A 26,532-nucleotide genomic window follows, 5' to 3' on the forward strand; every position below is an offset into this window, starting at 1 on the left:
GCTCCGCTCTCCTCAACCACGACATTTCTCCAGCCGCCTCCCCCCCCCCCCGGCGCCCCGCCGGGCGCCCCCCCCCGCGCCCCCGCGCCCCCCCCCCCCCCCCACGCCCCCGTACCCGTACCCGTACCCGTACCCGTCACCCGCACCGGCACCGGCACCGGGCGGCTCAGACCAGTTCGGGCTGTGCTTCGCGTCGCGGTTCCGGCAGCCGCACCGGCTCGGGCTGCCGGTCCCACCGCCGGGTGGCCCGGACGTAGCCGTAGGCCACCGAGGCCATCGCCAGCACGATCAGCGGCCCGAACACCCACGGGTGTCCGGCCATCTCCACCGACAGGTAGCGGTACGAGGCCAGGAGCGCGGCGAAGACCGCGGTGCCGTAGCAGACCAGCCGGATCCCCTGCCGGTCCCAGCCCCGGTCGACCGAGCGCATCGCCGCGTCGATCGTGAGCGTGAACACCACGCCGGCGACGATGTCCGCACCGTAGTGGTAGCCGAAGCCCAGGGTCGCGCCGAGCGTGGTGATCAGCCAGAACGTGCCCAGGAAGCGCAGGGCCCACGGGCCCTTGCGGGAGTGCAGGAAGATCGCGGTGGCCCACGCCGTGTGCAGGCTGGGCATGCAGTTGCGCGGGGTGACCTCGTCGAAGGGGATCGGCTGCGGGGTGCCGACCGGCGGCGGCGTGTTCGGCCACAGGTCGGCCAGTGCCCACTGGCCCCCGTCCGCCCCGTACGCGAAGATCGGCCCGACCACCGGGAAGACCATGTAGATGGCAGGTCCGAGCAGCCCGATGACCAGGAAGGTGCGGACCAGGTGGTGGCCGGGGAAGCGGCGCTCGACCGCCACGTTGCGCAGCTGGTACAGCGCGACGATCACCGCGGCCACCGCGAGCTGGACGTAGACCCAGTCAAGGACATGGGCGCCGACCGAGCCGGTGGCCTCGACGATCCGCCCCACCACCCATGAGGGGTTGCCCAACGCGTGGTCGGCGGTCGCCACGTACGGGTCGAGCACCATGGGGCGGGTCTTTGACGTGATCAGCAGCCAGGTGTAGCCGGTCTTCCGGCCGGCCACCAGCAGCAGGGCCAGTCCGACGCCCTGGAGCAGCAGGACGCGCTCCCGGCCGGTGCGGCGCGTCACGGCGATGACGGCACACCCCAGCGTCACCCACAACGCACCGTTGCCGAACATCATCTCGGCGCCGACCGCCCACCGCACGAGCCAGAAGACCAGGTCGATGCCGATGGCTGCGCCGACCGCGAGGAAGCGCTGCCGCCAGGTGAGCACCACCAGCATCAACGTCATACTGGCGTACAGCACCGTCCCCGACGCGGGAGCGAAGATCACCTCGCGCGCCTGGGCGGTGATCGGACCCGGCGTGCCGTAACCGCGCGCGGCGATCTCCAGCGCGACGAGGAATCCGAGGGCCACCGCGCTCACCGCGGCCCACAGCACCACCCGCGGCCGACGCCACGCGGCCGACTCGACTGCCCCGTCGATGCGCGCGAGGACGCGCGATACCGCAGATATCAATTCTTCAGCCGATGTTCATGATTCAACTTGGTCAGTGTTGACTCGAACATGCTAGCGGAGCGACCGGGATCCACTACCAGGTGATCCCTACCACGCCGAGGGGCCCCCGCAGGCCGACGGCCGCCGGTGGGGACGGCTCGGCGCACCCGGGTTGACGGCCGCCTCGGCCGCGGCGGGACGGATGGCGACGGAGCCGACCGGGCGTCATCGGCGATGGCGCAGACGGCACCAGAGCGGCAGGCCGAACCAGAGCCAGACCACTCCACCGAGGATCACGGACGTCAGCACCGCGGAGCCGCCCACGCCCAGCACCATGGCCACCACCAGGAGGAGCGAGCTGCTCATGGCCACCATGAGCAGCACCAGGCCGGCGATGGCCAGCCTGTGGGAGACCGTGACCAGTTGGGTCCGCATTCCACAGCGGAACACCACCCGGTGGAACGGTGCCGGCGCGGTGAGGAACGCGGCGGCGCCGAAGGTGACCAGCAGGGTCACCACGTACTGGCCGGCCTGCACGTCCGTGAGCGCGTCGAAGCGCGGGCTGAAGGCGAACGTCATGAGGAAGCCCAGCAGGATCTGCACCCCCGTCTGGGCGACACGGACTTCCTGTAAGAGCTCGGCGTACGCATCGCCCGGATCCGGTTCGGTCCGCGCATCGGAGTCGGGGGCAGCCGGCGGCGCGGGCGGGCGGTGCCGCTCGGGAACCGGCCGGAGGGTCGGCCTCTTGGCGGTCAGGGCCATGGCGGTACCTCTTCCAGTGGGGGTGGTCCGGCGGGCATCCGCGTCGAGGCAGCGCCGCGCCCGTCGCACGGGCTTCCCGCCGAACCCCTGATGAAGTTCCGGTGAACGGGTAAACGACACCCCCGCCCGCCCGGTTCACCCGACTCCTGACGGACCACACACCTCGTCACTTCGCGCCCCTGCCCACCGCACAGGAGGGGAAGCTAACCGGATAGATCATCCAGATAGCTGCTACGATCCGACAAACGGATGAGCTATCCGATTCGAGAGAGGGTGGGTGAGCCATGAAAAGGACGGCAGTGGTCACGGCTGGAACGGGCGGCATCGGCTTGGAGACTGCGCTGGGACTGGCGGCTGCCGGGTTCTCGGTCACCGTGGTCGGGCGCGACGCCGACCGGGGTGCCCGGGCAGTCGAGCGGATCAACGCAGCGAGCCCGGCGCCTGCCGCCCGGTTCCTCGCCGCCGACCTCGCCTCGCTCGACGAGGTGCGCGCGCTGGCCGACCGGATCGCGGCCGACCGTGCCGCCGCGGGCGCACCGCTGACCGTGCTGGTCAACAACGTCGGGGCGATGTTCGCGGAGCGACAGGACCTGGGCGGCGTCGAGGCGTCGTTCGCCGTCAACCACCTCTCGCCCTATCTGCTGACCGAACTCCTCCTGCCCACCCTGACGGCCGGCGCGCCGAGCAGGATCGTGAACGTGACCTCGGGTGCGGTCGCGCTCGCCAAGCGGACGTTCAACGCCGTTGAGCCGCCCGGCGGCTACTACGGCTTCCACTGGTACGGTCGCGCCAAGCTCGCCAACCTCGTCTACACGCTCGACCTGGCCGAGCGGCTCGACGGCACGGGCGTATCGGTCTTCGCCGCCGACCCCGGTGGCGCCGCGACCGCCATGACCGACGGAACCCTGACCGACCCGAAGATCGTCTCGCCCGCCCTGCGGTTGCTGTGGCCGCTGGTGCGCCGAAAGTTCGAACGCTCGACTTCGGGTCCGGCCTCCGTGGCGGCCAGGCCTTCGATCGTCGCGGCCACCGATGACGCCCTGACGGGCCGGACCGGCATCGTCATCGGCGCACGGGCCCGTCCGGTGAGGCCGTTCAGCGCCGCGACCGACCCGCGCGCCGTCGAGGCGGTGCGCCGACTCAGCGAGCAGTACGCGCCCCTCGTGGCGGGCTGAGCGGGCGGGCTGACCCGGCGGGCGGCGGCGGCACGGGCGGCGGCGGGATCACCGGATGGGGCATCCGATTAGCATGTCCCCATGACGACGACGCCCCTGCGCAAGGACGCGGCCCGCAACTGGGACCGGATCGTCGCCGTCGCCCGCTCGCTCGTCGACCAGGGCATACCGTTGCAGCTCAACGACGTCGCCCGGCGCGCCGAACTCGGTGTCGGCACCGTCTACCGCCACTTCGCCACGACCGAGGCACTGCTGGAGACCGTCGCCACCCCGTGCCTGGAAGCCCTGGTCGCCCACGGTGAGCAGGCGCTGGCCGACACCGACCCCGGGCGCGCGCTGGAGGCCTTCCTGACCCGCACGGTCGAGGCGCAGGTCACCGACGCCTCACTGGCACCGGTCACCGCCGCCCCCGCAGACGCCCTGCCGCACACCACCGAACTCAAGAAGTCCCTGTGGTCGACCGGCAGCGCACTCCTCGACCGGGCCCGCACGGCCGGGGTCGTACGCACCGACGTGGCCTCCGCCGACCTGGTTCCCCTCATGTGCGGCATCGCCTACGCCGTGGACGTCCACAGCGGCGGTTCCACCGACCGGATCGACACCGCGCACCGCTACCTGGCCACACTGCTCGGGGGTCTGCGCGCCGCGCCACCGCGGCCGTGAGGCTCCTCCCGGAGCACCGGCACCGGACCTCGGTGCGACCCGTGGGGGCAGGTGCGGCCAGCACCGGCACGGTCAGGAGATGAGCGAGCGGCCCGTGGGCGCCAGGCGCAGGGTCCGGGGGGCGGCCGTCTGCTCCCGCTCGATGCCGGACAGGACTTCGTCCCGTGCGACGGGGTGTGCACGTACGGCGGTGAAGTGCCGGCGGTGAGCACCTGGACGCTCCGGGCTGGTACCGGGAGCCCGAGCAGACGCCGCAGCTGCCGCTGTTCGTCGACGCGGTGCTCACGCAGCGGGTCGTGGACGCGCGCTACCGTCGCTGACGCGCGCCGCAGGAGGTGTCCCGCCGTCTCCGCCCCTACGGCCTGGTGCTCAAGTCCGGCGTCTGGTACGTCGTAGCCGCTACGGAGAGCGGGACGGCGACCTACCGCGTCGCCCAGGTCCTCGACGCGGTGCTGAGCGAGGAACGGTTCGACCGGCCGCGGGTCTTCGAACTGGGCGCGTACTGGGCCGCCCACCTGGCGGACTTCCAGGCACGCCGCTACACGGGCACGGCCACCATCCACCTGTCCCGGCGAGGACGCCGACGCCTGCCCGACAACGTGGCGCCGGAGGTGGTGCGGGGCGTCGACGCCACCGCGACGGCCGTCGGCGCGGACGGATGGGTGGAGGCGGTTGTTCCGATCGAGAGCACCGCGCACGCATGCGTGAACTGCTGCGGCTCGGCGCGGACGTGGAGGTCGTCGCGCCGGCCGAACTACGCCGGGCCATGGCCGACACGATCGGCGCACTCGCCCGGGCCTACGGGCTCACCGGCCCCGTCTGACCTCTGGGTCGGCTCCCCGCGACGGGCGCGTCGAAAGGCTCCGGGTGGTCTTCCCCCCGGCCGGCCCCGTAGCAGGATCCGGGGCCTGCGCCGTCCCGTGCATGCTCACGGCCGGGCGAGGATCCTCGACAGGCCGTACGCGAAGCGCTCGTCGAAGGAGTCCGCGCCGACGTGGGCGAGCGCCCGGTGGAGGGCGGGGTGCGCCGTCGCGGAGACCGCTGCTGGCAGCCGTCCTTCCAGGGGTTGGTGTGCGGCGGCCTGTTCCTCCTGGGCCAGTCCGAGAGTGAAGTAGACGAGCGTCCACGCCGTCCAGGCTGCCTCGCGCTCGTCCAGGCCGCCGTCCAGCAGGCCACTGACGAGGGCGTTCGCGAAGCGGAGGGTGTGCGGCTCGGGGGCATTGGTGCCGACGACGAGGGCAGCTCCGTCACGGTGGGCGAGCAGCGCGCCGCGATAGCGGCGGGCCAGTTCACGGACCCGCTCGTCCCAGGAGTCGGGCAACCCGCCGAGCGGGATCTCGCCGATGAGGGCGTCGGCCATCAGCTCCAGCATCCGCGCCTTGGTTTTGACGTGCCAGAGCACGGTGTTCATCCGCACGCCGAGGCGGTCGGCGACGGCCCGTGTGGACAGCGCCTCCAGCCCCTTCTCCTCCAGCACGTCCAGCGCCGCCCGGATCACCGTGTCGGCGTCCAGGCGTGCGCCCTGCCCCTCACCCGCTTGCTTCTTGGTCATTGACCTAGTTTACTCAGCGCCAAGCATTGGTCAGTGACCAAGAAAGTAGTGAGGGGACGTCATGGAACAACTCGTCGTCATCGCCGGGGGCGGCCCGGTCGGCCTGTGGCTCGCAAGCGAACTGCGGCGCGGCGGTGTGGACGCCACCGTGCTCGAACAGCGCCAGGAGATCGATCGGCGCTCCAAGGCGCTCACCATCCACCCGCGCACCATCGAGGTGCTCGCCTCGCGCGGCACACACGGCCCGTTCCTCGACGAGGGCCTGCGCATCCCGGGGGGCCACTTCGCCATGCTCGCCGAGCGCCTCGACTTCCGGGGGCTCGCCACCCCCTTCCCCTACACCCTCGCCCTGCCGCAGGCCCGGACCGAGGAACTCCTGGAAGACCACGCACGCGCGCTCGGGGCCCGGCTCCTCCGTGGTCACCGCGTCACCGGGTTCACCGAGCACACGGAGTCGATCACCGTACGGGCGCAGGGGCCTGACGGCCCGTACGAACTGCCGGCCGCCTACCTCGTCGGCTGCGACGGCGTCCGCAGCACCGTCCGCACCACCGCCGGCATCGACTTCCCCGGTACCCCCTCCACCGTCTACGGCTGGCTCGGGGACGTCCTCCTCGACAGCCCGCCACGGGCGGGCTTCAGCACCTTCGGCCCCCGCGGCGGACTGATGGTCGCACCGATGCCCGACGGGCTGTACCGGGTCGTCGGCGTCAGCCCCGACAGCCTCACTGCAACCCGGCCGGCAGAGCTCACCCTCGCCGAACTGCGCGACAAGACGATCGCCATCGCCGGAGAGGACTTCGGCATGCGGGACCCCCGGTGGCTCTCCCGCTTCGGCAACGCCACCCGCCTGGCCGACCGCTACCGCCGCGGGCGCGTCCTCCTCGCCGGAGACGCCGCCCACCAGCACTTCCCCGCCGGCGGAGTCGGCATGAACGTCGGCATCCAGGACGCACACAACCTCGGCTGGAAACTCGCCGCCACCCTGACCGGACGTGCGCCCGACGGCCTGCTCGACACCTACCACGACGAACGCCACCCCGTCGGGGCCCGACTCGCCGAGCACAGTCGCGCCCAGACCGCACTGATGTCCTCCTTCACACCCGAGAACCTCGCCCTGCGCACCCTGCTCGGCGACGTGATCGTCCGACGCCCCGCGGTCAACGAGGATCTGTCCGAACGCCTCACCGCGCTCGCCGTCCGCTACCCTGCGACCGTCCCGGACGCGCACCCCCTCACCGGCACCCGCGCCCCCGACCTGGCCTTCGCCGGCTCCGACGCCGGCCTGTTCGCCCTTCTGCGGGCCGATGCTCACCTCCTGCTCCTGCTGTCCGGCGGCGACCGACCGTCCACACCGGATCGGCCCGGGCTCGTCGTACGCACCGGCGCCCTCCACCGCCCGCCCGCCGCCTGGGCGGACGTACGCGCCGCCCTGATCCGCCCCGACGGGCACGTCGCCTGGATCGGCACCGAGGGGAACGACGCGGACCTCGCTGCCGCCGCACAGGAGGCACTCGCCGCAGCCACACCGTGAAGGCGGACGGGCTCGCCCTGAGCGCGCAGCGGAAGACGCCGGCCGACAGGCCCGGTGTGGAACGATCAGATGTGTCGTCGCCGGGTGCACGTGACCGCTCCTAGAACCAGCTGCCCACGGCCGCGGCGACGGGGTCGGCCCCCGGCTCGCGCAGGGCGTAGAGCGTCTTCGCACCGACCCACAGGAGGGTCCTGCCGTAGGGGAGGTCGGGGTGGCGGTCGACCATCGTGTGGAAGAACTCGGTCGCGGAGGAGCACTGCTCCAGCGACGCCTCGGCGTCGTCGAGGTACCGACGGGTCCCGGCGATGACGCGGGTGGCGTCGTCGTCGAGGTCCTCGTTCTTGTGGCCGGCGACGACGTACCGGGGTGCGAGCGCCTCGACGGTGCTGATGGCCTGGCGCCAGGCGTCCAGGCCGCCCCCGGCCGACTCGCCGAGGTACATGTGGGCGCCGTTGTAGAGCGCGTCGCCGGCGACCACGAGACCGAGGTCGGGGACGTGCACGACGCTGGTCTGCTCGGTGTCGGTGTGGCCCACCTCGACGAGGTGCAGGGCGTGCCCTTCGAGGGTGAGGGTGTTGTCGGGGACGGTGACGGCGGTGACCGGGGCGTCGGGGATCTGCCCGGGCCAGAGCTTGTCCCAGGCGAACGGCCGGGCTTCCACGTTGCCGTGCATGACGGCGATGGTGCCGGCGGTGGCGATGACGTTCTTCCCGCTGTCGGCCACCCATGCGGCGACCTCCTCGATCTGGCCGTCGGTGCTGCCCCTTCTGGCGGGCTGGAGCGGTGCGATGCGGGAGGACGGGCTCGGGCCGTCACGGGGCCGTCACCGGGCCTTCGTGGGTGGGTGCCCAGGCGGTGATCGATGCGGCTACTGCGGGTCGGCGAGGAACGCTTCGACGTCGGCGGCGAACTCGGCGTGGTGCTGGAACAGGAAGCCGTGGGCCGCGTCGGGGTAGATCTTCAGCCGTGCCTGCGGGATCAGACCGGCGAGCAGGTGGGTGTAGTGGGGCAGGATCATCGGGTCGCTGTCGCCATTGGCCACGAACACGGGCAGTTCGAGGCAACCGAGCCGTTGGAGCAGGCCGTGGTCGGGGATGCCCCAGGCGCAGACCGCGTCGTACTGCGCCTCCCGGGTCGCCCAGGACGTCGGCACGTCCCGGTCCTCGGTCCTGGCGAACATCCGCTGCAAGGACTGTTCCCCAGCCTTCCGGCTCGCCGGTGAGGGGGTGTAGAAGACGTCGAGCACTTCCTCGGCGCCGCTGTCGGGGGCGCCGATGGCGCCGATGACCTCCGGTGCCCAGCCGTGCATCCCGGCCGCGCCCTGCGGCGCTGACGAGGCCAGCACCAGGCGCCTGACGACGTTCGGCCTGGTCAGGGCGATCTGCTGGGCGACGAAGCTACCGAGGGAGAACCCCAGGACGTCGACCTGCTCCAGGCCCGTCGCGGCCAGGAAGGCGAGGGCGTCGTGGGCCATCTGCTCCACGGTGTGCGGTGTACTACCGCCGGAGCCGCCGACCCCGGTGTTGTCGAAGGCGATCACACGCCTGGTCGAGGCGAGCGCGTCGACGAGTGCGGGATCCCAGTTGTCCAGGTTCCCGCGGAAGTGCTGGAGCAGGACCAGCGGGACGCCTGTATGACTCCCTCCTGTGTCCCGGTAGGCGTAGGCGATGCCGTTCGCGGCGGTGACCGTCTTGTTCGGCAGGGTGGCGTACGAGTTCTGCTGCCCGCTCCTGGCGCTGCTCTCGGTGGTGCCGGTAGCCATGTGCACGCTCCGATGGGGTGTCCTGCGACCACTGGTCCGGAGGGCTCGGTGACGCTGACCCGAGGCCACCTCCCATGTCCGTCTCGGAGGCGCGGGGGACACCGTCACACTCGGCAGGCCTCCGGTCCCTCACCTAAACATGTGAGGGAGCCTCCGGTGGTCAGGCCGCACCGGTGGCCGGCCGATAGAGGACCCACGAGCATGCACATCGGTTCGGCCGAGCCGTGGACCGCAGTCCGCGCCGCGGACGGCCACGGCTCCGGTCGAGTGGTGCTGGTCAGCGGAGCAGCGGTCCAGTAGACGATGCCCCGGGACGTGATCTGGTGGCACAGAGGGCGGGCAGGACAGCGCGCGGCCGCGACCGGACCTCCGCCCCGGTCGCGGTCGCGCCGCTTTGGAGGTCAGCCACTTCTGGCGGTCAGTAGCCGCCGGAGGAGGTTGCCGGGGCCCCGAGGGTGAAGGTGGCCGGAGCGGCGCAGCAGCCGCCACCGCTGTTCTCCCCGGCGGCCTCGGGCTGGTCGAAGAGGCCCGCGCCGCCGCAGACACCGGTCTCCGGCAGGGTGAGTTCGACGCGTTCGGCGGCCTCGCGGTCGCCGGCGAGGGCGGCGGCGATCGAGCGCACCTGCTCGTAGCCGGTCATGGCCAGGAAGGTCGGGGCACGGCCGTAGGACTTCATGCCGACCAGGTAGACGTCCTGCTCCGGGTGGGAGAGCTCGTTCACGCCGTGCGGGTAGACGGTGCCGCAGGAGTGCTGGTTCGGGTCGATCAGGGGTGCCAGCCCGACCGGAGCCTGGAGGCGCTCGTCCAGGTCCAGGCGCAGCTCGGCCAGGAACGACAGGTCGGGGCGGAAGCCGGTCAGGACGATGACCTCGTCGACCGGGTCGAGGCGGCGGCCGTCCTCGGCGACGAGGACCAGCTGCTCGCCGTCCCGTTCGACGGCGGTGGTGCGGAAGCCGGTGACCGCGTCGGCGTACCCGTGGTCGACGGCGGCCTTGGCGGCCAGGCCCAGGGCGCCGCGGGCGGGCAGCTGGTCGGCTTCGCCGCCGCCGAAGGTGGAGCCGGAGATGCCGCGGCGCAGGATCCAGGTGGTGTGGGTGCCGTCGGTCTCCTCGGCCAGGTCGGCCAGGTACGCGAGTGCGGTGAAGGCGGAGGCGCCGGAGCCGATCACGGCGGTGCGCTTGCCGGCGTAACGGGCCCGGATCGCCGGGTCCTCGAGGTCCGGCACGCGGTAGGAGATCCGGTCGGCTGCGGTGCGCTCGCCGAGCGCGGGCAGGCCGTCGCCGCCGATGGGGCTGGGGGTCGACCAGGTGCCCGAGGCATCGATCACGGCGCGCGCGGTGAGCCGCTGCTCCGTTCCGTCAGCGTGCGCGACGTGGACGGTGAAGGCCTGCTGCTCGCGGTCGGCGTCCACGACCCGGTCGCGGCCCTGGCGGGAGACTCCGGTCACCCGGGCGCCGAGGCGGACGCGGTCGCCGAGTACGGCTGCCAGCGGCTGGAGGTACTGCTCGGCCCAGTCACCGCCGGTCGGGTAGCCGCCGGGCTCCGGCTTGACCCAGCCGGTGGGGGCGAGGAGCTTCTCGGCGGCCGGGTCGACGACCTCGCCCCACGCGGAGAACAACCGTACGTGGCTCCACTCGCGCACGGCACTGCCGGCGGCCGGGCCGGCCTCCAGGACCAGGGGTTCCAGGCCCCGATCGACGAGGTGGGCTGCGGCGGCCAGGCCGGAGGGGCCCGCTCCGATGACGACGACGGGCAGGTCGGTGGTGGCGGGCGCGTTCATGGTCGACTCCTCGATATTTCGATACCTGTCGATGGCTTGCCCTGCCAGCATGGCGCTTGTTTCGATAGACGTCAACATAGACATTCATCGAAGCAGCATCTCCCCCTGGCGGTGCGCAGCCCTCGGCGGCGGCCTGGACGACCACGGGCCGCCCACTGCACCACGGCGGCATCTCCCTCACGCATGACCGGCTTGCCTCTGTGGGGCCTGGAGGGACACTGGCCGCACTAGTTCGACGTATGTCAACATAGATGCATGTCTAACGTGAGCACGCTGCCCCTGCTGGAGCCTGAAGCCGTTGCGCCGTGCTGCCCGCCGCTGACCGAGCGCCCGCTCACGGCAGAGGAGGCGGAGCGCACGGCGAGGATGTTCAAGGCCCTGGGCGACCCGGTGCGTCTGCGCCTCTTCTCCGCCGTCGCCTCCCACGAGGGCGGGGAGGCCTGCGTCTGTGACATCTCGGACGTCGGCGTGTCCCAGCCGACCGTCTCCCATCACCTGAAGAAGCTCAAGGAAGCCGGGCTGCTGTCCTCCGAGCGGCGCGGGACGTGGGTCTACTACCGGGTCGAGCCGTCCGTGGTCGCGGCCATGGGCGCGCTGCTGGCCGGCGCGGGGAAAGCAGCTTGACCTCGGCTTCCTTCAGGCGTCGTCCCGGAGGAGCGGACCGAGGGGCTGCTCGCCGAGTCCTACGGCGCGGGTCCGGCTGACGGTCTCCCCGAGGAATTCCGGGTGTGCCCGCTGCCCTTGTTCGGCGGACGGAAGGCCGGTGACCGTGGCGTCCTGGCCGAGCATCGCGGAGATGCCGAGGGCGTCGATCGCGCACATGGACCAGACCTGGACGCCGCCGGCCAGCCGCACACGGTGGGGTAGGCCGCAGCGAGCCGGCCAGCCGCGTCTGCGTCCACCCTCAGGAAGTTTTCGCGATCCGGCTCGGCCAGCGCGTCGGCCGCCGGGCCGAGATCGTGCAGCGCATGGCAGAGCTGAGGCAGGCGGGGGCCGCTGTGCGGGAGCTCGCGGGGCGGGCGGCCGCCGCAGACCCCCGGTCCTGCTCGGCCGGGGACGTCTGCCCGATCCTCACCCGGTCGTGACCACGGCCCGCGCCGGGACGAGCCGGGGAACGAGCCGCACGTAGGCGACCATGCCGAGGACCTCGACGAGGGTCTGGGCGACCACGACCACCGCGGCGACCGCGAGGTCGTCCGGCAGGGCCAGGGCCAGGGGCAGGACGACGAGGGAGTTGCGGGTGGCTCCGGTGAAGATCACCGCCCGTGACGCGGCGGCGTCCAGGCGGAACAGGCGGGCGACCGCACGACCCGCGCATGCCATCACGACCAGGAACGCGGCGTAGCAGGGGACGACGGCCGCGACGTCGCCGAGACTGCCACCCAGCTCGGGGACCTGCGAGGCCACGACCGTGACCAACGTGGCGGCCATCAGCGGCACCATCGTCGTAGTGGCTGCCCGGGACACCGTCCGCCCGGCCGGGCGTCGGGCCGCCCACGCCTGTAGGGCCCAGGCCAGGGCCAGCGGGATGACGATCAGGGTGAAGAAGGCCTCCAGGAACGGGCCGGCGTCGACGACGTGCCCCAGGCCGGAGCCCATGAAGAGGTACAGGAAGACGGGAAGCAGCAGCATCTGCGCGATCAGCAACAGGGGCGTGGCTGCGAGCAGGCGGCGGCTGTCGGCACCGGCGAGGCCGCTGAAGACGATGACGTAGTCCACGCACGGGCACAGCAACACCAGCAGGACACCCAGTCGCACCGCCTGGTCGGCGGGCAGGAACGCGAACATCGCGGCCACGACGAGCGGTACGACGACGAAGTTGACCACCAGCGCGGCCCCCATGAACCTTCCGTCGCGCAGCGAATGCAGCAGGTCGCCCGCGGGGACCTGGAGGAAGGTGACGAACAGCAGAGCCCCCAGCACCGGGTTGATCGCGTACTCCAGGCCGGGCCCGGCGGCCGGAGCGGCCCAGCCCAGCAGCGCGCCCGAGGCCAGGGCGGCCAGGTAGATCGCGATCTGGTGGTCCTCCATGCGCTGGACCAGCCCGCCCTGTGCTGTGGACATGTTCCGCAGTCCTTCTGTTCGTACGCCGTGGCCGGCTCCCGGTCCGGGCCGGCGTCAACGGGGGAAGCCGGCTCCGGACCCATTCTCTCGGCGCGTGGGAAGGCCCAGGTCCACGTGGCCGCTCTGATCACTGCGGCAGGGCCGCGGCCTTGCGCCGGCGCAGCCGCAGCCGCAGCCGCGGGAGCGCTCAGTGCCGGTCATGAGGTACCTCCCGGGAACAGGTCGGCCAGCAGCCCGGCGGCGGCATCGGGTGCCCGCACCGTCAGCGTCAGCCGGTCCCGGCGCCAGGCGGAGGTCGAAGTCGAAGAAGGAGCAGCAGCCCTGCTCGGCCACTGCCAGACGCGCCAGTTCACCGGCCAGGTCGGGGCTCGCGCCGAACGTCAGCCGCAGCCCTTCCGGGATCTCGGTGGCCGGCGCGGTCGCCGGCTCGGTCGCCGGCTCGGTCGCCGGCTCGGTACGCGGGGGCGAGAGGTCGACGGGCATGGGCCCGCCCCCGGCACTCCCCTCCCGTGTGGTGCAGCCGCATTCGGGGCCGCAGGCACCGTCCGGCGCGGCCCGGAGAGGTGCTCGTGGACGTCGGTGAGGCGTGCGGAGAAGGCGGCCAGCTCGGCCACCCCGCCGGTCGGCGTCGGCGATCCGGTCCGCGACCAGGGGCAGCATCCGCGCCCTCACCTCCGCGCACGCACCTTGGTCACGTACCTCGAGGAGCTCCCGGATGTCCTCCAGCGTCAGCCCCATCAGCGTAAACCTTCGACCCGAATCGAAGGTCAAGCCCGCAGCAGCTCCGCGATCTCACGGGCCGCCTCACGGGCGGGGCGACCGACACCGATGAGGGTGGCCGAGGCCGGGCCGGTCCAGTCGCCGTAGCCGAGGAGGTGGAGCCGCGGCTCGTCGACGGCGCGCGTGCCGAGGGTGGTGATGTGGCCGCGGGTGCCGCGCAGGCGGAGGGAGGCGAAGTGGGCGAGGGCGGGACGGAAGCCGGTGCACCAGATGACCACGTCGGCTTCGGTCTGCGAACCGTCGGACCATTCGACGCCGGTCGCCGTCAGGCGCGCGAACATCGGCTCCGCGGTCAGACGTCCGGCGTCGCGGGCGGCCCGTACGGGCGGGACGGCGACGATGTCGCCGAGCGAGGCGACTCCGCCGGTGTCCGTGCGGCCGTCGTCGAGGGCGCGGCGCCGGGCGGTGGCGTGGTCGAACAGGGCACGGCCGTCGATGTCGTCGGCGAGGTACCGCGGCAGGCGCTGGGTGGCCCAGGTCAGGTGGACGTCCGCCCGGGCGAGGTCGGCGGCGATCTGTGCGCCGGAGTTGCCGCCGCCCACGACGATGACCCGCTGCCCCGTGAATGCGGCCGGGCTGCGGTACTGGACGGTGTGGAGCTGGCGGCCGGTGAAGTCTCGGCTGCCGGGGACCGCGGGCAGGAAGGGGCGGGTCCAGGTGCCCGTGGCGCTGATAACCGCCCGGGCCTGCCAGTCGCCGCAGTCGGTCTCGACGCGTAGGTGCGCGCCGTCGCGGTGAACCGCCTCGACCCACACCTCGCGACGTACGGGCAGCTCGTACCGCTTCTCGTAGTCGGCGAGGTACGAGACGACGTGCGCGGCGTCCGGGTAGGTCTCGCCGGGCTGGACCGGCATCAGCCGCCCGGGCAGGGACGAGTACTGCGCCGGGGAGAAGAGGCGAAGGGATTCCCAGGCGTGCTGCCAGGCGCCGCCGGGCGCGGCAGCCGCGTCGAGGATGACGTGCTCGATGCCCAGGCGGCGCAGGTGGTAGCCGGCGGCGAGCCCGGACTGGCCGCCGCCGATCACCACCACGTCGGTGCGCTGCGTCATGCCGCGGGCGGGTCCTGCTCGGTCCTGCCGCGCATGAAGATGACGGCCACCAGGGCCAGGCCGACCACGACACCGATCAGCTGCATGCCGATGAAGCCGGCCACCGAGCTGGGGGCGATGCCCGCGAAGGTGTCCGTGAACGCACGGCCGATGGTGACGGCCGGGTTCGCGAACGACGTGGACGAGGTGAACCAGTAGGCGGCGCCGATGTACGAGGCCACGGCGACCGGGGCGAAGCGGAGGCGACCCGTACGCGCCAGGCCGAAGATCAGCAGGATCAGGCCGGCCGTGGCCACGACCTCGCCGAGGAGCAGGTTGCCGGCGGAGCGGTCGTGAGTGGACCACTTCACCAGCGGCTCGCCGAACATCGCGTCCGCCAGGATCGCGCCCGCGATCGCACCGACGATCTGCGCGGGCACGTACACCGCCAGCTCACGGGCGTTCACGCCCGCGCCACCCCGCCGGGCGGTCCACCACTCGGCCAGCGTGACCGCCGGGTTGAAGTGCGCACCGGACACCGGGCCGAGCAGGGCGATCAGCACGCCGAGGCCGAACACCGTGGCGGTGGAGTTGGCCAGCAGCTGGAGCGCGACGTCCTGGGTCAGCTCGGTGGCCTGGATACCGGAGCCGACGACGACGGCCACCAGGGCGGCGGTGCCGACCAGCTCGGCGGCGGCCCGGGCGATCAGCGGGGTACGGGGCGGGGTCGCGCCGGGAGCGGGCTGGGGCGCGTCGGCGGCAGCTATCGGGGACTCCGCTGCGGGGGCGGTGCCGACGGGCTCGGTGGCGGTCAAGGCAGGTTCTCCTCGGGCAGGGTGAGGCTGGAAGCGGGCTAGGGGCAGGACCGCTTGTTGTTCGTTTCGGCGGTGGCCCGCGCGGTCTTGGCGAGGTCGGCGAACTGACCGGCGATGCCTTCGATGACTTCCGGGCGCAGACGGTAGTAGACGTACCGCCCGCATGGCTCCGTCTCCACGACCCCGGCCTCTCTCAGCACCTTCAGGTGGTTGGAGAGGTTGGTCTGCTTGGCACCGGTCTCTTCCACGAGGTGCGTGGTGCACAGCGTCTCGCGGGCGAGCAGGGTCACGATCTGAAGCCTGAGGGGGTCTGCCAGGACTCGGATCAGTTCAGTGTCGACTGACGTCATCATGGACTGATACTCTCACATCAGTGGTGGCTGACACCACCGGGAGCTGATCTTTTGTAGCTCCTTTTCCCCTTGAGTCGAGAGAGACGTCTGATGTCCGAGCAGTCCGGCAAGCCCTCTGTCCTGTTCGTTTGTGTCCACAACGCCGGCCGCTCCCAGATGGCCGCCGCCTGGCTGTCCCACCTGGCCGGCGACCGCGTCGAGGTCCGCTCCGCCGGCTCCGCCCCCGCCGACTCGGTCAACCCCGCCGCCGTCGAGGCCATGCTCGAGGTCGGCATCGACATGTCCGCCGAGACCCCGACGATCCTCACGGTCGACGCCGTCAAGGCCTCCGACGTGTGCATCACCATGGGCTGCGGCGACACCTGCCCCGTCTTTCCGGGCAAGCGCTACCTGGACTGGAAGCTCGAGGACCCGGCCGGCCAGGGCGTCGAGGCCGTCCGCCCCATCCGTGACGAGATCAAGAAGCTCGTCGAGGGCCTGATCGCGGAGATCGCCCCGGAACCGGCGGCGTGAGCGCGGCGGGGGGCATACGCAACATCATCGTCATCGGCTCCGGCCCCGCCGGGTACACCGCCGCGCTCTACACGGCGCGGGCGAACCTGGAGCCGCTTGTCCTTCGCCGCAGCCCGGAAGATCAAGACCGTACACATCGACAGCGGAGCCGGAGAACCAGTGGCTCCATCAGCCGAGACGGCATCGAAGGCCATCGGGGCCGCGCGGTTCGTCGGTACGGACGGCGACTTGACCCTGGCCTTCGACTACGGCGCCCCCAGCCCCGGGGCGTACCCGATCGTGCTCATCACGTACGAGATCGTCTGCAACAAGGGCAACAAGGCGGAGACGCTGGCGGCGCTGAAGTCCTTCCTCACGTATACCGCCGGCGATGACGGCCAGAAGATCCTTCCCGAGATCCACTACGCTCCGCTGCCGACCGGCGTGGCCGCCAAGGTCCGCGAGGTCGTTCCGACCCTGCGCTAGGTTCAGGCGGTTGCCGGATCGAGGATGTCGCGCAGGCGACGCAGGCCTTCCTCGTCCACGGAGTACCAGGCCCAGGTCCCCCGCCGTTCGCGGGTGAGCAGACCGGCCTCCGTCATCAGCTTGAGGTGGTGACTGACCGTCGGTTGCCGCAGGCCCAGGCATTCGGTCAGGTCGCACACACAGGCCTCGCCGGAGGGCGAGCGCTCGATCAGGCGCAATATTTGCAGGCGGGTGGGGTCGGCGATCGCCTTCAGCATGCCGGCCAGCCGTTCCGCCTCCGTGCGGTCGATCAGAAGGCAGGACAGCTTCGGGGAGCATGCCTCCGACTCCGAAGCGTCCGCCTCCGACTCGGATGCGCCTATCGCAGTGACGGCCATCTATTCACCATACGATCGAACGAATGATCCACCGTCGTCCAGGAGCCGCCCAGGCACCTATTCACCTACCGTTCACCTTCGCGTCCCGCCTCCCCGATACATAGACATCCGCCTATCATGGCTTGTGAGAGGCGCCACGTAGCCGTGGGCCCGGGTGAGGAGGTGCTGCGGTGGACGACTCGACTCCCCTGGGCCCGCTGGGTCGCCCCACACCTCCCTTGCGTGACACCGAGGCCGTCCTGGGTCGCATCACCGCACGGCTCGCCGCCCGGCACCGCCGGTGCTTCTCGCGCGAGACGGTGGCGGAGTACGTCGCCGACTGCGCGGACCTTCTGGGCTACCGGGCGCGATGGGAACGGCACGTTCCCGTACTCGTCGAGCGTTTCGCCGACCAGCGCCTGAGCGCCCTGGCCCGCGGCCTGGGGCTGTCGCCCAAGCCGGTGCCCGAGGTGCTGTTCGTGTGCACGGAGAATGCCGGCCGGTCACAGCTCGCGGCAGCCCTGATGCGGCATCTCGCAGGAGAGGCGATCCACGTCCTGACCGCCGGATCCGCACCGGCCCGCGCCATAGACCCGGTCGTACGGCAACTCCTGGCGGAACAGGGCCTGAAGACCGGTGAGGAGTTCCCCAAGCCGCTGACGAAGGAGATCATCACGGCGTCTGACGTCGTGGTGACGCTGGGCTGTGGTGATGCCTGCCCCGTACGACCGGGCCGCCGCTATCTGGACTGGGATCTTCCGGACCTGTCCGGGCTGGACATCGAGAGCGCCCGCTCCGTCAGGGACGCGCTGCGGCACCGGATCGAGCAGCTGGTGCGCGAGCTGCTGCCGGCCGGTGCGGCGCAGGCCTGACGGCCCGCGCCTTCCCGTTCTACGCAGGGCCGGCCCGCCCCGCGGTCCGGTCGGCCGCGCACTCCAGGCGATAGCCGACGCCGCGGATGGCGTCGATCGTGCAGCAACTTCCGCCCTCGTCCACGAGCTTGTGCCGGACCCGGCGCACGTGGACGGTCAGCGTGTTGCTGTCCAGATGGTCGGTGCCCCACAGCGCCCGGGTCAGCTCGCCACGGCTGACGACACGGTTGGGGTGCTGCATCAGGTAGCGCAGCAGCATGAACTCCCGTACCGGGAGTTGGAGAGACCGGCTGCGCACGGAGACGTGGAAGCCCGCAGGATCGAGTTCGATGTCGCCGATCGAGCTCGTCGAGGCCCTGACCGTGGCCCAGCAGGCCATCTCTTCGATCCGGTACGGGCGGGCGACGAAGGCAAGGGCTCCGGCCGCCAGGGCTGCCGTTGCCGGGCTGCGCTGGGCGCCGACCTGGGCCTGCTGAGGTGCGTCGGGGGTCACCCGTGGTTCTCCTTCATATCTGGCTACGGCGGCTGCGTTCCGGCCGCATCGGGACCGGTCAGCCGAAGCGGCCTGAGATGTAGTCCTCGGTGCGCTGGTCGGAGGGGTTGGAGAAGAGGCGCGACGTCTCGTCGTACTCGACCAGTCGACCGTGGCGCACACCCTTGTCGTCGATGTCCGCGGTGAAGAAAGCAGTGTGGTGCGAAACTCGGGCGGCCTGCTGCATGTTGTGGGTGACGACGATGATCGTGAACTCCTGGGCGAGGTGCTCCATGAGGTCCTCGATCTTCGCGGTGGCGATCGGGTCCAGGGACGAGCAGGGCTCGTCCATGAGGATCACCTCGGGCTCGACGGCGATGGTGCGGGCGATGCACAGCCGCTGCTGCTGACCACCGGACAGTGCCAGGGCCGAGGACTTCAGCTTGTCCTTCACCTCGTCCCACAGGGCGGCGTGCGTCAGCGTCTCCTCGACGAGGTCGTCGAGGTTGCCCTTGGCGCCGCCGACGCGCGGGCCGTACGCGATATTGTCGTAGATCGACTTCGGAAACGGGTTGGGCTTCTGGAAGACCATGCCGATGCGCCGGCGGACCTCTATGGGGTCGACGTCGCGGCCGTACAGGTCCTCGCCGTGATAGCGGATCTTGCCCGCGATCCGGGCGCCCTGGATGAGGTCGTTCATGCGATTGAAGCAGCGCAGCACGGTCGACTTGCCACAGCCCGAGGGGCCGATCATGGCGGTGATCTGACGGTGGCCGATGAGCATGTTGACGTCACGGACGGCCTCGTGGTCGCCGTAGAAGACGGACAGGCCTCCGACGTCGAAGACCGGGCTGTCGAGGGAGCCCGCCTCACGGTAGGTGACGCGCGGCGTCCTGGTGCCGCCGGAGCTGTCGGGCGGGGTGGTCATGGCGGTCTCCTGCGGGGCATCGGCTGCCGGTTCGATGGGGGCGGTCATGGCGGTCACCAGGTGCGGGAGTAGCGGTTGCGGAGCCAGATGGCGAACGAGTTCATGGCGAGCAGGATCACCAGGAGGATCACGATCGCGGCGGAGGCGAGGGCGACGAACTCGGCCCGGGACTGGCTGATCCAGTTGAAGATCTGGATCGGGAGCACGGTGAACTGGCTGTGCACGCCGGTCGGGTTGAAGGTGATGAAGGTCAGGCCGCCGAGCAGCAGCAGCGGGGCCGCCTCGCCGATGGCGCGGGACAGGGCGAGGATCGAGCCGGTGGCCATGCCGGGGACGGCGGCCGGCAGAACCTGGCGCCAGATGGTCTGCCACTGGGTGGCGCCCAGGGCAAGGGATGCCTGCCGAATGGACTGCGGTACGGCCCGGATCGCCTCCCGCGAGGAGATGATCACAACCGGCAGGACCAGGAGGGACAGGGTGAGGGAGGCCGTCAGGACGGTCTGGCCGAAGCCCAGGCCGCGGGAGATGACTCCGAGGCCGAGGATGCCGTAGACGATGGAGGGTACGGCGGCCAGGTTCTGGATGTTGATCTCGACTGCGCGGTTCCACCAGCGGTGCGGATCGGCGTACTCCTCCAGGTAGATGGCCGTGAGGACGCCGGTGGGCAGGCAGTAGAGGGCGGTGAAGCCGATCACCCACACCGTGCCCATGATCGCGGACTGGGCTCCGGCCTGGGTCGGGTCGATGATGTCCGGGAAGTTGCTCCACAGCCGGGAGTCGAGGCGCGGCCATCCCTCCACGACGACGTAGACGAGCAGCGACACCAGGAAGACGACGCCGACGGCGAGGGAGGCCCAGAGGCTGAGGTGGAAGAACCGCTCGCGCCACGGGGTGCCGCGGCCCTTGAGGCGGCGGGCCTCGGGGGCCGGGCCGGTGGCGGTGGGCTGGTCCATGACGCGGGGGCTCATTCGTACACCTCGCGGTACTTGCGCACCAAGCGGATGCTGAGCAGGTTCATCACCAGGGTCATCGCGAACAGCAGCGCGCCCACGGCGAAGATCGTCTGGTATCCGGTGGAGCCGGTGGGCAGGTCGCCGATGCCGGCGGCGGCGATGAACGCGGTCATCGTCTGCATGCCCTCGAGGGGGTTGAAGGACAGGTTGGGCTGTCCGCCCGCCGCGATCGCCACGATCATCGTCTCGCCGAGCGCGCGGGAGACGCCCAGGACGACGGCGGCGACGATCCCGGACAGGGCGGCGGGGAAGACGACGCGGGTGGAGACCTGCATTCGGGAGGATCCGAGCGCGAAGGCGCCGTCGCGCAGAGCGCGGGGCACGGCGTTCATGGCGTCCTCGGCCAGGGACGCGACGGTCGGGATGATCATGATGCCCATGACGAAGCCGGCGGAGAGCGCGTTGAAGATCTGCGGCCCGTTGCCCGTGGGCCAGATGTTCTGCAGTACGGGGGTCATCGCCTTGAGGGCGAAGAAGCCGTAGACGACGGTCGGGATGCCCGCGAGGACTTCCAGCACCGGCTTGAAGAAGCTGCGGACGCGGCGACTGGCGTACTCGCTGAGGCAGACGGCGGCCCCGAGGCCGAGCGGTACGGCGACCAGCAGCGCGATCACCGTGACCATCAGCGTGCCGGCGACCAGCGGCAGTACGCCGAAGTGCGGCGGGCTGAAGAGCGGGGCCCAGTCGGTGCCGGTGAGGAACTCGCCGAAGCCGACCTTGGAGAAGAACTGGCTGGCGGGCGGGATCAGGGCGACGACGATGCCGAGGGTGGTCAGCACCGAGACCAGGGAGGCGGCCACCAGGAGGACCTTGATGACCTTCTCGCCGTAGCGCGGCTGGGACCGCTTCAGGAAGCCGGGGCTTCCCGAATCGGCCCGCCGCCTCGTCGTCGGAGCGCTCATGACCCGTGCTGCGTCCGCAGCTTTTCGAGGGCGGTCTTGAGCTGTGCCTCCTGGGCCGCGTTCAGCGGCACGAAGAGGGACTTCTTGGCGATGTCGGCGTGGTTCGCCACGTAGAACTCGACGTACGCCTCGACGGGCTTCTTGTCCAGCGAGGCCGCGTTCGGGTAGATGAACAGCGGGCGGGAGAGCGGCTTGTACGTGCCGTCCTGGACCGTCTGGGTGGTCGGCTCGACGCAGCCGTTGCCGCCGTCGATCTTGACGAGCTTCAGCTTGTCCTTGTTCTCCTCGTAGTAGGACAGGCCGAAGTAGCCGAGGCCGCCCTTGGAGCCGGAGACGCCGCGGACGGTGACGTTGTCGTCCTCGCTCGGGTTGTAGTCCGTGCGGGAGGCCTTCTCCTTGCCGTTGATCTCCTTGGTGAAGTAGTCGAAGGTACCCGAGTCGGTGCCGGCACCGAAGAGTTCGAGCTTGGCATCAGGGAACTTGGGGTCGACCTGGTTCCAGTTGGTGACCTTGGAGCCCGGCTCCCAGATCTTCTTCAGCTGGGCGACGGTGAGGCACTGGACGAAGTCGTTGTCCTTGCTCACCACGACGGACAGGCCGTCGTTGGCGACCTGGAACTGCTCGAACTTGATGCCCTTCTTGTCGCAGGCGGCCTTCTCCTCGTCCTTGATCGCACGCGAGGCGTTGGAGATGTCCGTCTCACCGTTGCAGAACTTCTCGAATCCGCCACCGGTGCCGGATGTCCCGACGGTGACCCTGACCCCGGGGTTCTGGGTCTGGAAGAGCTGGGCCGCCGCGGTGGACAGCGGGGCCACGGTGCTGGAGCCGTCGACCTTGACCGTGCCGGACAGCTTCTCGCTCGTGCTGTTCGAGCCCGCGTCACCGCCCCCGCACGCGCTCACCGCCAGCATCACAGCCGCCGTCAGAGCCATCGGGAGCGAGGCCTGGCGCAGCGAAGTGGAAATGTTCACGACTTTCGACCCTCGCGTCTGCCAGCGCCCCGCGTCTGAAAGCCGGCGCGCTGAGCGCTCTTTTCGGACAGTTAGATCGAAGCTCGCCTATATGAACAGAGCGCGAAGAATTACCCCTCAACGCGTGAACTATAGGCAGGCATCTATATAGACAGATCATGATGCAAGCCTGAGCCCCTGCTCGCCGCCAGGGCCGTTGGCGCGTCGACCAATGCGAGCGCGGCGACATCACCCGGCCCCCTCTCCAGGCACCTCGAGGATGCAGCGCGGCAAGCCCGGGACCCGGAGTCGCGCGGACGCCGACCCGAGCCGGCAGGTCCGTGGGCAGCTGCACGTGCACGGTGACGGGGTGGTCGTCCCAGGTCGCCCGGTGCCCGGCCCCCTGGCCATCCACGAGGACCTCCACCACGGGGTGTGGCCCGCCTGGACGGTGGCGCTCACGGAGTGCCCCGCGTACTCGATGTGGAAGTGACGGCGTCGTCTCATCGGCACGGTGCCCACCGGTCCTCGGCTCAACCCCCACCCCAAGCGTAGCCACGCCGCCCCTCCCGGGCCTGCCACAGCACCGGCGACGGGCACAGACCGGTCTCGTGGCCCAGCGGAGCGAGCACGTTCTCAACCCTGGCGTGCCGCGGAGGGCCGACCGAAGGCCGGCGACCATGACGGGCGGCGATCCGACGTCTCCCCCTACCCCGCCCGCCACTTCGACCGGCCACCGGGCGGTCAGCCGGCGCGGGCTGGCTTCACCGCGCGGACGATCGCCGAGTACATGGCGTCGGCGACCGAGTGGGTCGAGGTGATCTCGATGTTGGTGAAGCCCGCGGCCTCCAGGCCCCGCCGGTATTCGGCGAACGACAACGCGCCGGCGATGCAGCCCACGTAGTCGCCGCGCTCGGCACGCTCGGACGATGACAGCTCATCATCGGCGACCACGTCCGAGATGCCGATCCGCCCGCCGGGAGCGAGGACCCGGTACATCTCCGCGAACACGGAGGGCTTGTCGACGGACAGGTTGATCACACAGTTGGAGATCACCACGTCGATCGTGCCGGCGGGCAGCGGGATCGCCTCGATCGCACCCTTCAGGAACTCGACGTTCTCGGCACCCGCCCTCCTGGCGTTCTCGAGCGCCAGGGCGAGCATCTCCTCGGTCATGTCGAGCCCGTAGACCTTACCGCCGGCTCCCACTCGGCGGGCGGACAGCAGAACGTCGATCCCGCCGCCCGAGCCGAGGTCCAGCACCCGCTCGCCTTCCCGCAGCTCCGCCACTGCGAGCGGATTGCCGCAGCCCAGCGAGGCCGCGACGGCCTCGGCCGGCAGCGACTCCCGTTCCGACTCACCATAGAGGCGCGATCCGAAGTTCTCTTCGATCTCGGCACCATGGGTCCCGCAGCACGCGCCGCCACCCTCGACCACCTGCAGCGCTGCCGCCGCGTAACCAGCACGGACCTTCTCACGCAGGTCGGACTCATGGCTCATGAGTGGACCTCCCGCCCGTTTCGACACCTATGGAAACAACAGTGGCCCTTGAATCGAAATCCGTCAACATAGACGTTCGCCTAAACAACGGCAGACTTCCGCGCAGAGCCAGATCATCGACTATCGTCGATTATCGATGAATGCCACCCCACAGCGGCATCCGGTGCTCACCGACGAAGATGCCCAGACCTACGCCGCCTGGTTCAAAGCTCTGGCGGACCCGATGCGGGTGAGGCTGCTCCACCTCCTCGCGACCGAACGCCGCTCCATGACGGTCGGGGAGATCACCTCGCGCCTCCCCATCGGGCAGTCCACGGTCTCCCACCACCTCAAAGTGCTGGCAGACGTTCGCTTCGTCCTGCCCGAGCGACAGGGGACCAGCAACCACTACACCCTCAACGAGGCCTGCACGGACTGCTTCCCGGCCGCCGTCCGAGCCATCATGGGGCAGACGTGATCATCACCGCCATGTCCGAGGCACACGCCCAGCAAGTCCTGGCGATCTACCAGGCAGGCATCGACGAAGGGAACGCCACCTTCGAGACCGAGGCTCCGTCCTGGTCCGCCTTCCACGCCTCCAGGCTTCCCCGCCACCGCCTCGTCGCCACGAGCGAGAACGACGGCGACCGGGTGCTCGGCTGGATCGCGGCCAGCCGGGTCTCCGACCGCTGCGCCTACGCGGGCGTCGTGGAACACTCCGTGTACGTTCACCCCGCCGCGCGAGGACAAGGCGTTGCCCGCAGACTCCTCACGGCCTTCATCCACTCGACCGAAGCAGCCGGCATCTGGACCGTCCAGTCCGGCGTCTTCCCCGAGAACACCGCCAGCCTCGCCCTCCACGACCGCGCCGGATTCCGCGTGATCGGAACGCGGGAACGCATCGGCCGCCATCACGGCCGGTGGCGCGACGTCCTCCTCCTCGAACGTCGCAGCGAGGTCATTTCCTAGCGACGCCCCGACGTCGCGCGCGAGGACCGGCGGACAGCAGCTCCGTTGTCGTGCTGCGAAACCCCGAGTCAGGGAGCGGAAGGCCGGCAAGGTCGCCAGAGGCTGCGCAAGTTGTTCAGCGGCGACAGGCTCGGCAGGTTGTGACAGGTAGGTCCACGACGTGACGGCGGCCGCGATCCACGGGAGCGCGCCGTCCCCCTCCGCCATGCCGCTTCGGGGCAGCCCCGCACGGTCAAGCCCGCGGGTCCCCAACCGGTCCCCAAAATGATCGAGGGGCCGTTTTGGAATGATCCAAAACGGCCCCTTGATCTGCGACTCTTTCGAGTCGGGACGACAGGATTTGAACCTGCGACCCCTTGACCCCCAGATCGATGGGTCGGAGTAGCCCCTCCACGCCGTGGAGGGGCTCTCGTACCTGAGGAACTTGGTGCTCTTCCGTGTACTCGCCGGGGCTCGGGCGTGCGCCATGGAACACCCCGACGCGTCGGCCGTGTCCGCTGTCCTACGAAGCAGGTCCCGCGCCGCCGGCCACGTGGAAGCCGAGGGCGCCCGATGCGGCGATGGAGAGCTCCACCAGCGCCGCCCGCTCCACGGAGGGTACGGCGAACGCGTGCGCGCCCGCGAATTCGACGAACTCCGCCGGAAGGTCGAGGTTGTAGCGCTCGACGTACGCGGAGAGGTCCACCCGCCACACGAAGCGCCCGTCGGTCAGCAGGGACGAGCCGCCAGGCACCCGGAAAGCGCCCCCGATCACGTCGGACGTCATCTCCATGATGTCGAAGATGGGATGCCCGTCATCGAGGTACTGCTTGACCTCGGCCTTCGGATAGGGCGCCCGGTGCCGCACCTTGTCGCCGATGGCCTCGCGGAAGACTTCGCCGTTCTCCGGATCCATTTCCCGGTAGAAGCCGATCATGTCCATCCGGTTCATCCTTCCAGCATGGGGAGGAACACCCTCCAGTAGCCGCCCTTGTCGATCTGTGGTGTTTGCCCGGGGCCGAGCGCCGGGTTGGTGCCGACGCGGTCCGTCGGCGCGCGCACCGTGGTTCCGAGTTCGTTCGCAATGCGCTGGGCGATCCAGGAACCGTCCGAGCCCGAGTGGCACACCATGAGCCGGAGAGGTCCGCCATTGTAGTGTGGATTGTTCGTCACGGCGTCCACCAGCTGACCGGCGTTGACGTGGCCGTTGGGCGTCTCCAGCCAGCCGTCCCGGCTGCCGTGCGCCACCACGTCGTGTTCGCCGGCGTTTGCCACGTTGTTGAAGTTGCGCACGCTCTGCCCGTCGGCGCCGACCAGCGTTCCCGTCGGCCCGTGGGTCACCGGATCGCCCGCGGGAATTCGGTTGTCCTCCATGTAGTCCATCCCGCCGTGGCAGGGGGACAGCCCCAGAGGGTCGCTCAGGCGGTGCGGATTGCCGACGTACGCGACAGGGTTGGGCGCCGGGGTGATGCCGAGCGGGTCGGGGGAGGCGTAGCGCCCTGACTCCGGGTCGTAGTAGCGGAACCGGTTGTAGTGCAGCCCCGTCTCGGGGTCGAAGTACTGCCCGGGGAAGCGGAACGGCGTGTAGGCGGTGCTCGACGCCGCCCACGCGGTGGAGCCCCACACGGTGCTGCGGGTGTGCCAGGCCAGCCGGCCAGCCTCGTCGACGAGTTCGCGGGGGGTGCCGATGAGGTCGGTGATGATCGAGAAGAACCGCTCGTCGACCGCCTTCTGAGGGGAGTCCGCCGTGAACCGGCGCTCAGTCTGGGTGAGGGGGCGCACCCCCTGGTGGTCCCAGGTCAGGGTGACGCGGTCACCGCGCGTCGCCACCGCCCTGCGGCACCACGCACGCACAACGC

General features: G+C 70.7%; 31 protein-coding genes and 2 pseudogenes. 13 read left to right on the forward strand and 20 right to left on the reverse strand.

The window, feature by feature from the left end; all coding sequences use genetic code 11:
- Nucleotides 1–166: 166 nt before the first annotated feature.
- On the reverse strand, nucleotides 167–1,453 hold the full coding sequence (locus tag ACFVGY_RS22575) for a phosphatase PAP2 family protein (RefSeq protein WP_385680190.1): 1,287 nt from the start codon (nucleotides 1,451–1,453) through the stop codon (nucleotides 167–169).
- Between the two features lie 279 nt (nucleotides 1,454–1,732).
- On the reverse strand, nucleotides 1,733–2,269 hold the full coding sequence (locus ACFVGY_RS22580; protein WP_385680085.1) for a DUF6328 family protein: 537 nt from the start codon (nucleotides 2,267–2,269) through the stop codon (nucleotides 1,733–1,735).
- A 284-nt stretch (nucleotides 2,270–2,553) separates the two neighbouring features.
- Between ACFVGY_RS22580 and ACFVGY_RS22585 the strand changes: the two genes are divergently transcribed.
- From ACFVGY_RS22585 to ACFVGY_RS22600, 4 genes and pseudogenes are all read left to right on the forward strand, one after another.
- Nucleotides 2,554–3,444: an SDR family NAD(P)-dependent oxidoreductase gene (locus ACFVGY_RS22585; RefSeq protein WP_385680087.1), complete on the forward strand. Its 891-nt coding sequence runs from the start codon at nucleotides 2,554–2,556 to the stop codon at nucleotides 3,442–3,444.
- A gap of 81 nt (nucleotides 3,445–3,525) precedes the next feature.
- Nucleotides 3,526–4,107, forward strand: coding sequence for a TetR/AcrR family transcriptional regulator (locus ACFVGY_RS22590; RefSeq protein WP_385680089.1), 582 nt, complete (start codon nucleotides 3,526–3,528; stop codon nucleotides 4,105–4,107).
- 365 nt (nucleotides 4,108–4,472) lie between these two features.
- Nucleotides 4,473–4,748, forward strand: a pseudogene (locus ACFVGY_RS22595) (WYL domain-containing protein); the annotation flags it as partial.
- 59 nt (nucleotides 4,749–4,807) lie between these two features.
- Complete coding sequence (locus ACFVGY_RS22600; RefSeq protein ID WP_385680194.1) at nucleotides 4,808–4,930, forward strand: WYL domain-containing protein; 123 nt, start codon at nucleotides 4,808–4,810, stop codon at nucleotides 4,928–4,930.
- 105 nt (nucleotides 4,931–5,035) lie between these two features.
- On the opposite strand, the gene ACFVGY_RS22605 is transcribed toward ACFVGY_RS22600, so the two are convergent.
- Entirely contained in the window at nucleotides 5,036–5,659 is a 624-nt protein-coding gene (locus ACFVGY_RS22605) for a TetR/AcrR family transcriptional regulator C-terminal domain-containing protein (RefSeq protein WP_385680091.1), read from the reverse strand.
- A 61-nt stretch (nucleotides 5,660–5,720) separates the two neighbouring features.
- Between ACFVGY_RS22605 and ACFVGY_RS22610 the strand changes: the two genes are divergently transcribed.
- On the forward strand, nucleotides 5,721–7,193 hold the full coding sequence (locus ACFVGY_RS22610; protein ID WP_385680092.1) for an FAD-dependent monooxygenase: 1,473 nt from the start codon (nucleotides 5,721–5,723) through the stop codon (nucleotides 7,191–7,193).
- Between the two features lie 100 nt (nucleotides 7,194–7,293).
- Here ACFVGY_RS22610 and ACFVGY_RS22615 read toward each other — a convergent pair whose 3' ends face one another.
- The 3 genes from ACFVGY_RS22615 to ACFVGY_RS22625 form a co-directional block, all read right to left on the reverse strand.
- Complete coding sequence (locus tag ACFVGY_RS22615; RefSeq protein ID WP_385680094.1) at nucleotides 7,294–7,917, reverse strand: MBL fold metallo-hydrolase; 624 nt, start codon at nucleotides 7,915–7,917, stop codon at nucleotides 7,294–7,296.
- A 144-nt stretch (nucleotides 7,918–8,061) separates the two neighbouring features.
- Entirely contained in the window at nucleotides 8,062–8,955 is an 894-nt protein-coding gene (locus ACFVGY_RS22620; protein ID WP_385680096.1) for an alpha/beta fold hydrolase, read from the reverse strand.
- A 418-nt stretch (nucleotides 8,956–9,373) separates the two neighbouring features.
- The gene (locus ACFVGY_RS22625) at nucleotides 9,374–10,735 is read right to left on the reverse strand and encodes an NAD(P)-binding domain-containing protein (protein ID WP_385680097.1); all 1,362 of its coding nucleotides are present in this window, start codon (nucleotides 10,733–10,735) and stop codon (nucleotides 9,374–9,376) included.
- A gap of 255 nt (nucleotides 10,736–10,990) precedes the next feature.
- On the opposite strand from ACFVGY_RS22625, the gene ACFVGY_RS22630 reads away from it, so the two are divergent.
- On the forward strand, nucleotides 10,991–11,359 hold the full coding sequence (locus ACFVGY_RS22630; protein ID WP_385680099.1) for an ArsR/SmtB family transcription factor: 369 nt from the start codon (nucleotides 10,991–10,993) through the stop codon (nucleotides 11,357–11,359).
- A gap of 12 nt (nucleotides 11,360–11,371) precedes the next feature.
- Here ACFVGY_RS22630 and ACFVGY_RS22635 read toward each other — a convergent pair whose 3' ends face one another.
- The 5 genes from ACFVGY_RS22635 to ACFVGY_RS22655 all read right to left on the reverse strand — a co-directional run bounded on the left by ACFVGY_RS22635 (nucleotide 11,372) and on the right by ACFVGY_RS22655 (nucleotide 15,775).
- Nucleotides 11,372–11,557 carry a hypothetical protein gene (locus ACFVGY_RS22635; RefSeq protein ID WP_385680101.1) on the reverse strand — a complete coding sequence of 62 codons (186 nt, stop codon included), beginning with the start codon at nucleotides 11,555–11,557 and terminating at the stop codon, nucleotides 11,372–11,374.
- Nucleotides 11,558–11,806: 249 nt separating this feature from the next.
- Nucleotides 11,807–12,799 carry a bile acid:sodium symporter gene (locus tag ACFVGY_RS22640; protein ID WP_385680103.1) on the reverse strand — a complete coding sequence of 331 codons (993 nt, stop codon included), beginning with the start codon at nucleotides 12,797–12,799 and terminating at the stop codon, nucleotides 11,807–11,809.
- A 767-nt stretch (nucleotides 12,800–13,566) separates the two neighbouring features.
- Nucleotides 13,567–14,628, reverse strand: coding sequence for an ArsO family NAD(P)H-dependent flavin-containing monooxygenase (locus ACFVGY_RS22645; protein ID WP_385680105.1), 1,062 nt, complete (start codon nucleotides 14,626–14,628; stop codon nucleotides 13,567–13,569).
- A complete protein-coding gene (locus ACFVGY_RS22650) occupies nucleotides 14,625–15,422 on the reverse strand; it encodes an aquaporin (RefSeq protein WP_385680107.1) in 798 nt (265 codons plus the stop codon). The genes ACFVGY_RS22645 and ACFVGY_RS22650 overlap by 4 nt, the downstream gene beginning before the upstream one ends.
- A gap of 38 nt (nucleotides 15,423–15,460) precedes the next feature.
- Complete coding sequence (locus tag ACFVGY_RS22655) at nucleotides 15,461–15,775, reverse strand: ArsR/SmtB family transcription factor (RefSeq protein ID WP_385680109.1); 315 nt, start codon at nucleotides 15,773–15,775, stop codon at nucleotides 15,461–15,463.
- Between the two features lie 90 nt (nucleotides 15,776–15,865).
- Between ACFVGY_RS22655 and ACFVGY_RS22660 the strand changes: the two genes are divergently transcribed.
- The 3 genes and pseudogenes from ACFVGY_RS22660 to ACFVGY_RS22670 all read left to right on the forward strand — a co-directional run bounded on the left by ACFVGY_RS22660 (nucleotide 15,866) and on the right by ACFVGY_RS22670 (nucleotide 16,753).
- Nucleotides 15,866–16,288 carry an arsenate reductase ArsC gene (locus ACFVGY_RS22660; protein ID WP_385680111.1) on the forward strand — a complete coding sequence of 141 codons (423 nt, stop codon included), beginning with the start codon at nucleotides 15,866–15,868 and terminating at the stop codon, nucleotides 16,286–16,288.
- Nucleotides 16,285–16,401: pseudogene (locus ACFVGY_RS22665) on the forward strand (FAD-binding protein); the annotation flags it as partial. The gene ACFVGY_RS22660 and the pseudogene ACFVGY_RS22665, both read left to right, overlap by 4 nt.
- Entirely contained in the window at nucleotides 16,385–16,753 is a 369-nt protein-coding gene (locus tag ACFVGY_RS22670) for a hypothetical protein (RefSeq protein ID WP_385680196.1), read from the forward strand. The pseudogene ACFVGY_RS22665 and the gene ACFVGY_RS22670, both read left to right, overlap by 17 nt.
- A gap of 2 nt (nucleotides 16,754–16,755) precedes the next feature.
- On the opposite strand, the gene ACFVGY_RS22675 is transcribed toward ACFVGY_RS22670, so the two are convergent.
- Entirely contained in the window at nucleotides 16,756–17,130 is a 375-nt protein-coding gene (locus ACFVGY_RS22675) for an ArsR/SmtB family transcription factor (protein WP_385680113.1), read from the reverse strand.
- 170 nt (nucleotides 17,131–17,300) lie between these two features.
- Here ACFVGY_RS22675 and ACFVGY_RS22680 point away from each other — a divergent pair, with 170 nt between their 5' ends.
- A complete protein-coding gene (locus ACFVGY_RS22680; protein ID WP_385680115.1) occupies nucleotides 17,301–17,981 on the forward strand; it encodes a three-helix bundle dimerization domain-containing protein in 681 nt (226 codons plus the stop codon).
- A gap of 19 nt (nucleotides 17,982–18,000) precedes the next feature.
- Here the strand turns inward: ACFVGY_RS22680 and ACFVGY_RS22685 are convergent, their stop codons facing one another.
- From ACFVGY_RS22685 to ACFVGY_RS22705, 5 genes are read right to left on the reverse strand one after another with little or no spacing between them, the layout of a single operon-like run.
- A complete protein-coding gene (locus ACFVGY_RS22685) occupies nucleotides 18,001–18,474 on the reverse strand; it encodes a winged helix-turn-helix domain-containing protein (protein ID WP_385680117.1) in 474 nt (157 codons plus the stop codon).
- Between the two features lie 58 nt (nucleotides 18,475–18,532).
- Entirely contained in the window at nucleotides 18,533–19,381 is an 849-nt protein-coding gene (gene pstB / locus ACFVGY_RS22690; RefSeq protein WP_385680192.1) for a phosphate ABC transporter ATP-binding protein PstB, read from the reverse strand.
- Between the two features lie 53 nt (nucleotides 19,382–19,434).
- On the reverse strand, nucleotides 19,435–20,349 hold the full coding sequence (gene pstA, locus ACFVGY_RS22695; protein ID WP_385680119.1) for a phosphate ABC transporter permease PstA: 915 nt from the start codon (nucleotides 20,347–20,349) through the stop codon (nucleotides 19,435–19,437).
- Nucleotides 20,346–21,296, reverse strand: a complete 951-nt coding sequence (gene pstC, locus ACFVGY_RS22700; RefSeq protein ID WP_385680121.1) for a phosphate ABC transporter permease subunit PstC — start codon at nucleotides 21,294–21,296, stop codon at nucleotides 20,346–20,348. Before pstC ends, pstA begins: the two co-directional genes overlap by 4 nt.
- Complete coding sequence (locus ACFVGY_RS22705; RefSeq protein WP_385680123.1) at nucleotides 21,293–22,267, reverse strand: PstS family phosphate ABC transporter substrate-binding protein; 975 nt, start codon at nucleotides 22,265–22,267, stop codon at nucleotides 21,293–21,295. Before ACFVGY_RS22705 ends, pstC begins: the two co-directional genes overlap by 4 nt.
- A gap of 349 nt (nucleotides 22,268–22,616) precedes the next feature.
- Between ACFVGY_RS22705 and ACFVGY_RS22710 the strand changes: the two genes are divergently transcribed.
- On the forward strand, nucleotides 22,617–22,739 hold the full coding sequence (locus ACFVGY_RS22710; protein ID WP_385680125.1) for a hypothetical protein: 123 nt from the start codon (nucleotides 22,617–22,619) through the stop codon (nucleotides 22,737–22,739).
- A 251-nt stretch (nucleotides 22,740–22,990) separates the two neighbouring features.
- Here the strand turns inward: ACFVGY_RS22710 and arsM are convergent, their stop codons facing one another.
- Nucleotides 22,991–23,746 carry an arsenite methyltransferase gene (arsM, locus tag ACFVGY_RS22715; RefSeq protein ID WP_385680126.1) on the reverse strand — a complete coding sequence of 252 codons (756 nt, stop codon included), beginning with the start codon at nucleotides 23,744–23,746 and terminating at the stop codon, nucleotides 22,991–22,993.
- A 136-nt stretch (nucleotides 23,747–23,882) separates the two neighbouring features.
- Between arsM and ACFVGY_RS22720 the strand changes: the two genes are divergently transcribed.
- On the forward strand, nucleotides 23,883–24,203 hold the full coding sequence (locus ACFVGY_RS22720; protein WP_385680128.1) for an ArsR/SmtB family transcription factor: 321 nt from the start codon (nucleotides 23,883–23,885) through the stop codon (nucleotides 24,201–24,203).
- Between the two features lie 11 nt (nucleotides 24,204–24,214).
- Complete coding sequence (locus ACFVGY_RS22725; RefSeq protein WP_385680130.1) at nucleotides 24,215–24,694, forward strand: GNAT family N-acetyltransferase; 480 nt, start codon at nucleotides 24,215–24,217, stop codon at nucleotides 24,692–24,694.
- A gap of 502 nt (nucleotides 24,695–25,196) precedes the next feature.
- On the opposite strand, the gene ACFVGY_RS22730 is transcribed toward ACFVGY_RS22725, so the two are convergent.
- Nucleotides 25,197–25,625 (reverse strand): hypothetical protein, encoded by a 429-nt coding sequence (locus ACFVGY_RS22730; RefSeq protein WP_385680132.1) that lies wholly within the window; start codon nucleotides 25,623–25,625, stop codon nucleotides 25,197–25,199.
- Nucleotides 25,622–26,503, reverse strand: a complete 882-nt coding sequence (locus tag ACFVGY_RS22735; protein ID WP_385680134.1) for an RHS repeat-associated core domain-containing protein — start codon at nucleotides 26,501–26,503, stop codon at nucleotides 25,622–25,624. The genes ACFVGY_RS22730 and ACFVGY_RS22735 overlap by 4 nt, the downstream gene beginning before the upstream one ends.
- Between the last annotated feature and the right edge of the window lie 29 nt (nucleotides 26,504–26,532).

This window comes from Streptomyces sp. NPDC127106, assembly GCF_042677605.1.
Taxonomy (GTDB): Bacteria; Actinomycetota; Actinomycetes; order Streptomycetales; family Streptomycetaceae; genus Streptomyces.